Raw genomic sequence first — 11,484 nt, forward strand, 5'->3', positions numbered from 1 at the left:
GGATATAACGATGTATACACTTTACTATTACCCGAACAATGCCAGTTTAGCGCCGCACTTTTTACTGCATCACATGCAATTGCCTTATGAGCTGGTTTTGGTTGATAAAAAATCCAATTCTCAAAAGTCAGCGGACTATTTAAAGCTAAACCCTGCTGGGCGAATTCCAACCCTAATTGACGATGGACAACCGATTTTTGAAAGCCCAGCTATTTGCATGCACATAGCCGAGAGTCATCCAGAACATCAGTTAATTCCGCTGGTCGGAGATAAATCCCGCCCTGTTTTTCTTCAATGGCTTGCTTACTTGAACAACACGTTGCAAGCAGAGCTTATGGTTTACTATTACCCGCACCGCCACACAAATGATGAAAGCACAATCAAACATGTACGTGCGGCGCAAGAAGTTCAAATAGCCAATGCATTGTCGGTGATTAATGATCAATTATCGAAGCACGAATACCTGATTGGCGATAGCATATCGGTTTGTGATTACTTCTTGTTTATGCTGGCTGAGTGGTCGCTGCCAGTTGAGAAAAATCCGATGACATTTCCTCATCTCGCAGCGTACCTTCAAGCATTAAGCCATCACCCTACGATTAAAGCGGTGTGTGAGATTGAAGAGATAGACCTAACGCCTTTCCGCCTAGTTAAAACTCAATAGTCATGTCGTACCACAGTGCACCACCATGCGAGGAATCAGACTGACCTTGAGAAGTAAACCCATGGCTTTGGTAAAAAGGAATGAGGTGCTCTTTACAAGTCAGAACCATGCCAGTGAGGTTGCGCTGTTTACAAACCTCTATTAAATGCTTTGTGAGTTTAGACGCGTAGCCTTTACGCTGGTGGGAAGGAGCGACTGCCAAGCCAAAAACGGTTTGGTACATACCATTTGGATTGTGAAGATTGGCGTTTTCAAAAAGTTCGTCGGGCAATTCGGCTTTGTGGTATCGACATCCATTGATGTGCCCAGCGATTTCTCCATTAACTTCTAATACAAAGAAGCATTCAGGAAAAACCTGGAATCGTTCGGTAAAGCTCTTGAGAGAGGCCGCTTCACTTTCTGGAAAGCATAGGGATTCGATTTCAGCGATTTTCTTTATGTCTTCTGATTTTGCGGGTCTGATGTTGGGCATGAATGTTCCGTTATTCTATAAAATTTCAGTTACTTATATTGGGTAAGCTTTAAGGGAAAGCAATGAGTGCGAGCAATTATATTAAAGAAATTCGATCTCTTATAGGAAACAAGCCGCTGTTGATTCCTAGTGTCGCTGCTGTCATTTTAGATGAGCACAAACGCCTACTGCTTCAACAGAAACAAGATGGGTCTTGGAGCTTGCCAGCAGGGATGATAGAGCCAGGTGAGTCGCCAAGCGCAGCGATAAAGCGTGAAGTATTGGAAGAGACAGGGTATACGGTTTCGGCAATGAAAATCTTAGGTGCATTTGGTGGCGAAGGGTTCTCTTTTACCTACCCTAATGGAGACCGAGTCGATTACACCGTCATACTATTTCGATGTCATGTTACTGGGTTACCGTGTGAAGAGTTGGACGAAGAAACAAAAGCACTGCAATATTTTAGCAAAGACAAAATGCCCGACTTGGCGTTGCCTTACCCTAAAGATTGTTTGTTTGATGAACTAGACGAACCTTATATTGAATCAGCTTCTGAATGTTGGTTGTAAACTTGTTAAAAGGACTTTGATTGGAAACGGCTAAAATCTGGAAGAGTGATGACATTTCGGGAATTGAATTGTTATCCGCTAACTACAGTACATTTGAGTTTGCGAAACATTGGCATGATGAATTGGCTATCGGGCTCATTGAAGATGGGGCAGAGGGCTTGCTTTATCGGGGGCAAAATATCGTTGTGCCCAAAAACCATATTGTTGCGATCAACCCATCTGAAATTCATACGGGCTACGCGAGTTGTGCTCAAGGTTGGCAATATCGAATGTTTTACTTCGATATCCCGCTCATTCAGCAACAATTTGAACAGTCTGGTCTCCCTATCGACCCAGTAGTCGATTTTCCCGTGATTGATGATCCTAATCTTTTCCAAGAGCTTAGGCAGTTGCACCTTGCCCTTGAACATACCAGTTTCGCGCTCACGCGTGAGTCACTTTTGGTGACGACCTTAGAAAAACTGTTCAAGCGCTACGGGTCTTTCACTGCTTCGGAAGGGAAGCGTCATGATAACAATGTCGCCTTTAAAGTTAGGGAGTACCTTTTGGATAATTGGTTCCAGAATGTTGCTCTAGAGGAGTTAGAAGAAGCGACGGGCAAATCGAAGTTTCAACTTATTCGCGCTTTTAAAGCATCTTACGGTATTACCCCTCATCAATTTTTATTGTTGGTTAAAGCACATAAAGCGAAAAAGCTGCTTTTTGAAGGAAACAGCTGCGTAGAAACATCCCTCGCTTGCGGGTTTTACGATCAAAGCCATTTTAATCGCAATTTCAAACGGGCCTTTGGCATCTCGCCTAAAAACTACCTTTTCCGCTAACTGCAATTTTGTACAAGAGAAGCCCTCACAGCTTGATTATGCTCCTCATTAAGATAAGAAAAGCAGAGGTATCTTAATGAGTTTATTTATTATTTGGTTAGGCGTGATGTTCCCATTGGTGTTTAGCCCCGGTCCCGCGAACATTATATTTGCTGCATCCGGTGCTCAAGTTGGCGTTAAACGGTCGATGCCACTTCTTATTGGTGTGGATTTGGTCTTTTTTGTTAAATCCATACTGATTGGATTCGGGCTCGGGCAGGCCGTGCAAAGCTACCCCACAGTGATGAATGTCGTGCAATTGCTGGGCGCGTTTTATCTCATCTACTTGGCGATCTCATTTATTCAGAATATCGGGAGCACCAGTACAGAAGGGCAAAAAGTTTTGGGTTTCGTGGATGGGTTATTGGTTCAGCTATTGAACAGCAAAGGCTGGTTGATGGTGTTCCTCATGTTTTCTCTGTTTGGTGAGCAAGCCCAGACCGCTTTTGGTGACCAAGGTATATGGATATTGGTCATTTGGTTAGCGGTTCTGAATGTTTCAATGCATTTGGTATGGGTGAAAATGGGCTATTGGTTGTCAAAGGTATCCAGCAGCAGTGGGTATGCAAAAGGGTTAAATTGGTTCTATGCACTTTGCTTACTATTTGTCTCTCTATGGCTGATAATAGATAACCCAATTTGGTGAGAGAAAAGCGCAGATTAGTCTGCGCTTTTCCTTTTGTGAGCCACCGTTAAGCAATCTTTTTATTGAGTGATTGGTCTAGTGCTAGTTTTCCTGACCCTGATATGGTCAGAGAAACAGAGGCAGCAAGTAGTGCTAAACCAAACTCATAACCATTGTTTGATAAGAACAAGCCGTTTTCAAAATGCACCGAGAATATCGCGATCACCATTGTAAACGCGGTAACCAATGCGGCGGGACGTGTAAGCAAACCCAATACTAAAAATAACCCTCCGAAGAACTCCGCACTACCGGCAAGAAATGCCATTAAAACGCTGGGTGCTAAGCCTATTGAAGCCATCCATTGTCCAGTACCTTCTAATCCATAACCGCCAAACCACCCAAACAGTTTTTGCGCACCATGAGCGATAAGGATGATTCCAATAGGGGTACGTAATGCTAAAGTTGCGAAACCTGCGTTGCTAGCGGTGATCTTCTTTAGGATAGTTTTCATGGTTACCTCAATATATTTGAATAAGTTATTTAGTGGCTAACTTCTTTTATTAGCTGTTGAAAGCGATCATATTGGGAAACCGATGAATGAAAAATACGTCTTTATTGACCATTTCGTTCGAAAAATTTGAATATATGTTAAATCCACATTACTGCATAAAGGATCGGTATTTATATACTCAAGTATCTTGTGTCTACTTGGGTATAAAGGGAAGAAGGAGTGGATATGGAAATCAGATATGTAAATTCACAAGATATTGAGGCGATAACAAACATCTACAATGACTTTGTTGTAAACAGCACCGCAACGTTTGAAGAAAAGCCAGTTACAACTGAAGAAATGAGCCAAAGAGTCGGTAAAATCCAAAGTTATTCTTTGCCTTGGATTGTGATGGTGGAGGGTGAAAAGGTGCTCGGGTATGCCTATGCAGGGCTATGGAACAACCGAAGTGCTTACCGGCATACAACTGAGGCGTCGGTTTATGTTTCGCCTAACGCATTAGGCAAGGGCATCGGGAAAGCGCTCTATTCTCACTTAATCTCTATTCTCGCAAAGCGCCGTATCCGTAACGTGTTAGGTGTGGTGAGTTTACCGAATGACGCGAGCATCGCATTGCATCAATCTCTAGGATTTCAAAAAGTGGGGGAGTTTAAGAAAGTTGGGTTGAAGTTTGGTGAACTGATCGATGTGAGCTATTGGCAACTGGAGTTAACAGATTGATTTTAGATGAACAAGCTGAACTGAAAAGTCGCATTCTGAAAGTTTGCCCAGTGGTGGTTAGGCAAAAAGCAGGGAAAAGGGAGCTGCTAATGTTCAAGCATCCCCTTGCTGGGATACAGATTGTTAAAGGTACAGTTGAGCCCGAAGATACCTCCTATGAACAAGCGGCTATACGAGAACTGTCGGAAGAATCTGGTTTAAGCCATGTTTTGGGTACTCAATATTTGGGGCGATGGGAGTCAGGTTACAGACAGCATATTTGGCACTTTGTATATTGCGAGGTCAACCCGCAACCAGAAAGATGGACATTCCACACCTTAGACGACGGTGGACACGATTTTCAATTTTTCTGGCAGGATTTGGAAGGAAAAGTGTTCGCAGATTGTCACCCGGTTTTTTTGAGGGCGATGGAAAAAATCAAACGTCTATTGCCAGTTAACATCGCATAAATAAACCCTTGATAGGATGTCTAAATCTCAATAGAAGGAATGTACTATGGCTTTTGAAATGTTAATAGGAATAGAGGTCTCTGACGAACAAGGTTACCGTCAATACAGGGAAGCGATGATGCCCATCTTAAAAAGTTACGGGGGCAAATTTGGCTATGACTTTGTGGTCTCTGAAGTCTTAAAGTCGCAAACACCTGAGGCAATAAACCGAGTATTTACTTTGGTTTTTCCTGATGAGAAGACAAAAGAGGCGTTTTTCACTGATGCTGAATACGCCAAAGTAAAAGAGCACCATTTCAAACCTTCCGTCTCGTCTGTTACGCGCATATCCAAATTTACGTCTTGATGAAGTTGAACTCGCAGCGCTACCTAGAAGGTTTAAAAACTGTTAAGAGTATCGCGTGTTTATGTGATATTCCCTGACTATGTTTGAATTGTCGTTATATTGTTGTTCATGATACCCAAGTAACCTCAAAATGCTTGTTTCAGCGGCTTCCCTACCAAAGAATAGGGAACTGGCTTTCAGGCAAGGCATCGATTTGAAGATCTAGTGGTTCTAAATCAAGAATCGATAACGAAGTATGAAAGCCAGTTAAACTCGCCCTTGGGAGCCCATATTCTGCCTCACTTCCTCGTCAAAGAACTTGGAAAGGACTCGTCATTCCGCTGCGTTCTTTTCCTTGAATTGAAACAGAATATGAGGCTCTGAACCCTGCATCTTGAGGTCACTTGGGTATATAAAAAAAACTTGTCGGTTAGGGTGTTTTAACACTCTTTATTGGTTGCCGCTTTGTTTATAGGTCGAATAGTTATGCGTATTCACGGCTCAAATTAGGAGAGTCTTAACTGCTAAAGGCTTTAGTATATTGGTTACAATGCTATTTAATTTTTTCTCTATATTTCAAACCGAATTTCCCATATCTGTACAAGAAAAGTTGGCTAGATAAAAACTAAAATCAGGATAAAAAATGACGGAATCAGAGTTACTTCGTTCCCCAGATATACCCCTAAAAGAAACCATACCTCAGTTCTATCAGCTTAAAGGCCGGTTAAATCGAACAGAGTTTGCCTGTTGGGCTACTGCTTGTTTGCTATTGCCCAATTTATTGGGTGAGTTTGGGTTTCTTGTTATGCCCATTACCTTCGTTTTCTATGTTCTTTTCATTGTAAAAAGGCTAAGGGATATCGGCTTTTCCCCTTGGTTGGTATTGATTGCGTGGGTACCGGTGCTCAATTTCCCTCTCTGTCTTGTTCCCGGTGACACAGTAGATAATCGCTTTGGTGATGCTCCGTTTCCATCAAGCTCCGTAATTAAAGTAATGTCTGTGCTGCTACCTATTGTTTATTCCTTGCTCATGTTTGTTTCTATAATGTCCGCCTTACCGGAATTCACAGAAACGTATCAGCAATACGAAGCGAAGGCAGAGAGTAAGCTCGCAGGTTAAAATGCGAAAGAGAATCTCTAATGGAGTGGATTATCTGTGTTGAATAATAATGAATGCCGACGTTAAGTCGGCATTTTCAATTGAAGAATGACTCAATTCAGTTCATGAATCGTTGGCACTCGTGACCTAGAATCGTAGCTGGAATTCAGCGTACATTGATGAAAGTTCTGACTTTGCATCAAAGATCTTGTAGCCCGTATTCACAGCAATATTTTGCGTGAGTCGCAATCCAATTTCAGCTCCGTAAGAAATACCAAATTTGTTGTCTTTATCAGTACTGCTTTCTTGGAAATAGTAGTTAGTGCCAAAAACACCTGCGATGTGCATTGTTTCGCTAAGCGGCAGTGACGGTTTTAAGTTCCATGCGATACTGGAAAGTTCGTAGTCATTGTGTTTGCCTAAATCGGTATAGAGCCATTCTGAAGACATCATGAAGGTACTTCCAAGCGGAAATGTATGCCCGAAGCTTGCACTTAACCCTGTTTTACTGTCGTTTTGATCTGAAGTTGAAATGTTGTAGCCCAGGCCGAAGTAGTAACCTTCTTCTGCTTGAGAGGCACAAGAAATAGCCAGCAGAGCCAATGGTAATAGGGATTTTTTCATGAGTATTGATAATCTAGATGGTCAGGAGAGGCGTATTTTGGCGATGAATGAACAAAAAGGCGAGCGATTTTGTTAAATCACTCGCACTTTTTATTTTAAGTGGCGTTCTAAAGTGTCTGCTTATTCAGATCAACCAATAAGTCAGAGGAAATATCGGAGATGCTTTTTGCGCCAGTTAAAGTCATAGCAACGCGCATTTCTTTTTCATACAAATCGAGCAAGTTTTCTACGCCAGCGCCGCCTTGTGCTGCCAACGCATAAACAAAAGAACGACCGAGTAGTGTAAAATCAGCACCGAGTGCCAGCATACGAACAACGTCTAAGCCCGTTCGGATACCAGAATCGACCATGATCTTTAAGTCTCCTTTTACGGCATCTGCAATGTTGGGGAGAGCACGAACCGTTGATAAAACACCGTCCAACTGTCGACCGCCGTGGTTAGAGACGACTATGCCATCCGCACCAAATCGAACCGCATCTTTGGCGTCTTCTTCATCCAGAATGCCTTTAATAACCATCGGACCATCCCAGAAATCTCGGATCCACTCTAAGTCCTTCCAGCTAATTGATGGGTCGAAGTTAGCGCCTAACCATCCAATGTAATCTTCAAGCTTGGTTGGCTCACCACGATAGGTCGAAATGTTACCCAAATCGTGTGGTTTTCCTAGAACACCTACGTCAAGCGCCCAACTCGGGTGAAGCATTGATTGGAATACTCGGCGCATCGCAGCATTAGGACCACTCATTCCAGAATGCATGTCGCGGTATCGAGCGCCAGGAACGGGCATGTCCACGGTGAAGACCAACGTCGTCACACCCGCCGCTTTGGCTCGTTCAAGTACATTTTGCATAAAACCACGATCTTTCAATACATATAGCTGGAACCACATTGGTCGCTCTATGGCTGGAGCGACTTCTTCAATCGGGCAAACCGACACGGTAGACATGGTGAAAGGAATGCCTTTCTTATCAGCGGCTTTCGCGGCTTGAACCTCACCACGGCGTGCATACATGCCTGTTAAACCGACAGGAGCAAGCCCGATTGGAAGTGACATCTTCTCGCCAAATAATTCAGTATCTAGGCTGAGACCGGACATATCCCGTAGAACGCGTTGACGTAATGCCACGTCGGAAAGGTCATCAGTATTATGTCTTAAGGTATGCTCATTGTAAGAGCCGCCATCAATGTAATGAAACAAAAAGGGTGGCAGTTTTGCTTTTGCTGCAGCGCGATAATCAGTCGATGCGGAGATAATCATAATTTCTATCCTGATTTCTATATCTAACTCTTAGGTTCGTGGGCGTTGAGCAAGTTAAGAGTTAAAAAAACAAATGGCATTAGCGCCGAATATTGGGCGTCTTTGCGCCCATTAATCTACTTTTAGAACGATTTCTTATTTCATTAAGGCATCCGTCACTTGGAGACCGTAAATCACCACCATGCCAATCACTCCGGTAACAACAAGGTAGTAGAAAGTTGGGATAACTGTTTTGCGAAGTGTCGCACCTTCACGACCGAGCAAGCCTACTGTTGCAGAAGCAGCGACCACATTGTGAATAGCAATCATATTACCGGCAGCGGCACCAACAGCTTGAAGCGCAACTACAACCGCACTAGAGATAGAAAGTGTTTGCGCCACTTCATATTGGAATTGGCTGAACATCATGTTCGAAACTGTGTTGGACCCTGCAATGAACGCACCCAATGCTCCAACTGTAGCGCTTAACGCTGGGAAAGCATCACCAACCAGCCCAGCAGCAAAGTTCGCAGTGGTGACAGGCATACTCGCAAGGTCGGCACCATTAATACCTGAATTGATAAAGATACGAACCATTGGAATGGTAAACACCAAGACAAAACCTGCGCCAATCAACGTTTTACTGGATTCACCAAACGCTTTTACAAGAGGCGTTGCGCTGCGAGCCTGAATGAGCGTGGCAAGTAGTGCAACAAACACTAAGATCCCACCAGGAAGGTAAAGGGGCTGAATAGCAGCGCTTATACCTGTTTCGCCCAGAATATTGCCGAATGATAGGCTGACGCTCTTGAGCATATCTTTCAAATCAACACTTACGCGGCTTGCAACGAGAATAACGGCAAGCAACACATACGGAAGCCACGCAATCGCAAGGCTCATTGGCTTACTCTTGCTATCTTCTAGATCAATTTTTAACGTACCAAGCCATTCAGCTTGCCATTTATCTTCTTTTTCAAAATCCCACTTGGACTTTGGAATGAGGAAGCCATTTTTTGCTGCGAGTACAACGATAGACAAGCCGACCAAGCCACCGATAAGTGACGGGAATTCAGCGCCTAGGAACACACCGGTTAATGCGTAAGGAATGGTAAAAGAGAGACCAGCAAATACCGCAAATGGAAGAATATCCAACCCTTCAGTCCAGCTACGATTTTTTCCAAAGAATCGAGTTAACATCATTGCCATTAATACAGGCATTAATGTGCCGACAACCGCATGAATTAGGGAAACACTGGAGGTGATCTGTTGTAGATACGCATCCCACGTCGAACCATTCGCAACCAACGCTTCGCTGATATTGTGTGTATCCAACCCTTTGTTTACGCCAACGATAATAGGTGTACCGACAGCGCCAAATGAAACCGGAGTTGATTGGATCATCATCCCCATCAAGACAGCGGCTAGCGCTGGGAAGCCAATGGCAACCATAAGAGGGGCGGCAATTGCAGCAGGTGTGCCAAACCCTGATGCGCCCTCAATAAACGATCCAAAACACCAAGCAATGATGATCGCTTGTACTCGTCTGTCGGGGGAGATGTTGGTAAACCCATTTCGGATAACGGAAATAGCGCCGGTATGTTTTAAGGTGTTAAGCAAGAAGATGGCACCAAACACTATCCACAATACAGAAACGGTAATCCCTAAACCTTGGAATATCGAAGCAAGAACTCGGTTGGTAGACATGTCCCAGAACAAAAGGGCAATAACGACAGTTAACCCAAAGGCAACGGGCATGGCTTTCTTTGCTGGCCAATTTAGACCAACCAGCAAAATCGCAGCTACCACAATGGGCGAGAATGCGATTAAGGCTAATAGTGTTTCACTCATATGTAGGACCTCTTAAAGGCTTCAAACCATTCCGGGTAAAGCGGATTAAGCTGAAGCTAAGTAATTTTTATACTTGTGTTATTTATGTTAAATCGGCGTGAATGTAGCGCTTTCGTTTTTATTGATATAGGGAATAAATGAAAATGATTAATTCCAAAAGTGACATAATCTTCCCATTTTACGTGTGAGGAAGTAGTAGATATATGTGACAGAAGACTAAGAATGGCGTAGGGTTTTATTATAATAAGTTTATATATAACAATAATATAAATAGGGCTTCGGTTTAAAAAGCGAACAAAAATATTTCGAATTGATTGTTGCCATGTATGCTGAAATTCTAGGTGTAGCAAGCTGATAACAACCCGTTATCTATCTTTCATAGTGTGAAGTTGGTCGTTTCCGATTTCGATAGTAAGTAATCTGTTTAAATATAAAAGTGAGTACATATCATTGTATTTGTAATAATAGATTTGTTAAAAGGGCGTTTTCGATACCAGCACGAACACAAAACTGGAGAGCCCATGTACACTTTGATTGAAGCAACCGAAAGATATTTATCGCACTGCAAGGATATCCGAGGGCTATCGTCGTATACGATTAAAGCGTATCACATTGATTTGCGTCAATTGATGGAATGTCTTGGTATAAATGCTTTGCTGAAGGATATCGATAAGCATTCCATTTCAAAGTTTCTTGATTACCTTACCCAAAATCAACTTAAACCTACTTCGATAAAGAGGAAGTTAGCATGCGCTAAGGCGATGTTTTCTTGGCTAGAAATTGAAGAACACATTGATACAAGCCCTTTCCACAAGTTTGTACTCAATTTAAAGCTACCAAAGCATCTACCTAGAAACATTGCAAAATCCGATTTGAAATCTATTCTAAACCAAGCAAGATCGTCGACAAATACAGGTGCAGATAGAAAACAGCCATTTATAGATAAACATATTCAAAATGGGAAAGGCTTAAATCACTTCACCGCGCTTGTTGTAGTTGAGCTACTTGTTACGACTGGGGTCAGAGTAGGAGAGCTAGCAGGAATACAACTGGACGATGTCAGCTTACCTGAGAAGAAGATTAAGATTATGGGTAAGGGCTCAAGAGAACGCTTTGTTTATATTTTAGATAATGAGTTAGGCACCTTAATTAGGCGTTACATTGAACTAAGACACGTAGTTGAACCTCAGCACGACAACTTCTTGGTCAATAGCCGTGGAAAACCAGCTTCAACACAATTTATAAGAAAGTTAGTTCGAAATATTTCAAACCAAACCAATTCCAATCTTAAAGCCACTCCTCATATGTTTCGTCATAGTGCTGCGTGTGAGTTTCTAGCGGCCGGTGTAGACATGAGATACGTACAAAAGCTGTTGGGGCACAGCAGTATTTCAACAACCGAAATCTATACTCACGTATCCGACACTTTACTCCAACAGAAACTACAAAAATCAAACCTCAGGAGTGCCATAATGAAAAAGTAAGGATAACTAACAATTAT

The 11,484-nt window shown here is 42.7% G+C and carries 14 protein-coding genes; 9 read left to right on the forward strand and 5 right to left on the reverse strand.

The window, feature by feature from the left end:
* Positions 1 to 10: 10 nt before the first annotated feature.
* Complete coding sequence (locus CW749_RS05415; RefSeq protein ID WP_101111027.1) at positions 11 to 664, forward strand: glutathione S-transferase family protein; 654 nt, start codon at positions 11 to 13, stop codon at positions 662 to 664.
* On the opposite strand, the gene CW749_RS05420 is transcribed toward CW749_RS05415, so the two are convergent.
* On the reverse strand, positions 651 to 1,136 hold the full coding sequence (locus CW749_RS05420; RefSeq protein ID WP_101111028.1) for a GNAT family N-acetyltransferase: 486 nt from the start codon (positions 1,134 to 1,136) through the stop codon (positions 651 to 653). The two genes, CW749_RS05415 and CW749_RS05420, sit on opposite strands and share 14 nt — an antisense overlap.
* Positions 1,137 to 1,198: 62 nt before the next feature.
* On the opposite strand from CW749_RS05420, the gene CW749_RS05425 reads away from it, so the two are divergent.
* From CW749_RS05425 to CW749_RS05435, 3 genes are all read left to right on the forward strand, one after another.
* Entirely contained in the window at positions 1,199 to 1,684 is a 486-nt protein-coding gene (locus CW749_RS05425; protein ID WP_101111029.1) for an NUDIX domain-containing protein, read from the forward strand.
* Between the two features lie 20 nt (positions 1,685 to 1,704).
* Entirely contained in the window at positions 1,705 to 2,505 is an 801-nt protein-coding gene (locus CW749_RS05430; RefSeq protein WP_101111030.1) for an AraC family transcriptional regulator, read from the forward strand.
* A 76-nt stretch (positions 2,506 to 2,581) separates the two neighbouring features.
* Positions 2,582 to 3,190: a LysE family translocator gene (locus CW749_RS05435; protein WP_101111031.1), complete on the forward strand. Its 609-nt coding sequence runs from the start codon at positions 2,582 to 2,584 to the stop codon at positions 3,188 to 3,190.
* Positions 3,191 to 3,236: 46 nt separating this feature from the next.
* Here CW749_RS05435 and CW749_RS05440 read toward each other — a convergent pair whose 3' ends face one another.
* A complete protein-coding gene (locus CW749_RS05440; RefSeq protein WP_101111032.1) occupies positions 3,237 to 3,680 on the reverse strand; it encodes a DoxX family protein in 444 nt (147 codons plus the stop codon).
* Between the two features lie 225 nt (positions 3,681 to 3,905).
* Between CW749_RS05440 and CW749_RS05445 the strand changes: the two genes are divergently transcribed.
* The 4 genes from CW749_RS05445 to CW749_RS05460 all read left to right on the forward strand — a co-directional run bounded on the left by CW749_RS05445 (position 3,906) and on the right by CW749_RS05460 (position 6,294).
* Positions 3,906 to 4,400: a GNAT family N-acetyltransferase gene (locus CW749_RS05445; RefSeq protein ID WP_101111033.1), complete on the forward strand. Its 495-nt coding sequence runs from the start codon at positions 3,906 to 3,908 to the stop codon at positions 4,398 to 4,400.
* 32 nt (positions 4,401 to 4,432) lie between these two features.
* Positions 4,433 to 4,849: an NUDIX domain-containing protein gene (locus CW749_RS05450; protein ID WP_272897837.1), complete on the forward strand. Its 417-nt coding sequence runs from the start codon at positions 4,433 to 4,435 to the stop codon at positions 4,847 to 4,849.
* 46 nt (positions 4,850 to 4,895) lie between these two features.
* Entirely contained in the window at positions 4,896 to 5,195 is a 300-nt protein-coding gene (locus tag CW749_RS05455; protein WP_101111034.1) for a DUF1330 domain-containing protein, read from the forward strand.
* A gap of 622 nt (positions 5,196 to 5,817) precedes the next feature.
* On the forward strand, positions 5,818 to 6,294 hold the full coding sequence (locus tag CW749_RS05460) for a DUF805 domain-containing protein (protein ID WP_101111035.1): 477 nt from the start codon (positions 5,818 to 5,820) through the stop codon (positions 6,292 to 6,294).
* Between the two features lie 126 nt (positions 6,295 to 6,420).
* Here CW749_RS05460 and CW749_RS05465 read toward each other — a convergent pair whose 3' ends face one another.
* From CW749_RS05465 to CW749_RS05475, 3 genes are all read right to left on the reverse strand, one after another.
* Positions 6,421 to 6,897 (reverse strand): outer membrane beta-barrel protein, encoded by a 477-nt coding sequence (locus tag CW749_RS05465; protein ID WP_101111036.1) that lies wholly within the window; start codon positions 6,895 to 6,897, stop codon positions 6,421 to 6,423.
* Positions 6,898 to 7,004: 107 nt separating this feature from the next.
* Positions 7,005 to 8,156, reverse strand: a complete 1,152-nt coding sequence (gene lldD / locus CW749_RS05470; RefSeq protein WP_101111037.1) for an FMN-dependent L-lactate dehydrogenase LldD — start codon at positions 8,154 to 8,156, stop codon at positions 7,005 to 7,007.
* 135 nt (positions 8,157 to 8,291) lie between these two features.
* Positions 8,292 to 9,983, reverse strand: a complete 1,692-nt coding sequence (locus CW749_RS05475; protein WP_101111038.1) for an L-lactate permease — start codon at positions 9,981 to 9,983, stop codon at positions 8,292 to 8,294.
* Positions 9,984 to 10,504: 521 nt separating this feature from the next.
* Here CW749_RS05475 and CW749_RS05480 point away from each other — a divergent pair.
* Positions 10,505 to 11,467, forward strand: coding sequence for a tyrosine-type recombinase/integrase (locus CW749_RS05480; RefSeq protein WP_101111039.1), 963 nt, complete (start codon positions 10,505 to 10,507; stop codon positions 11,465 to 11,467).
* Positions 11,468 to 11,484 lie beyond the last annotated feature (17 nt).

It is taken from the genome of Vibrio sp. vnigr-6D03, assembly GCF_002835515.1.
GTDB classification, from domain to species: Bacteria; Pseudomonadota; Gammaproteobacteria; order Enterobacterales; family Vibrionaceae; genus Vibrio; species Vibrio penaeicida.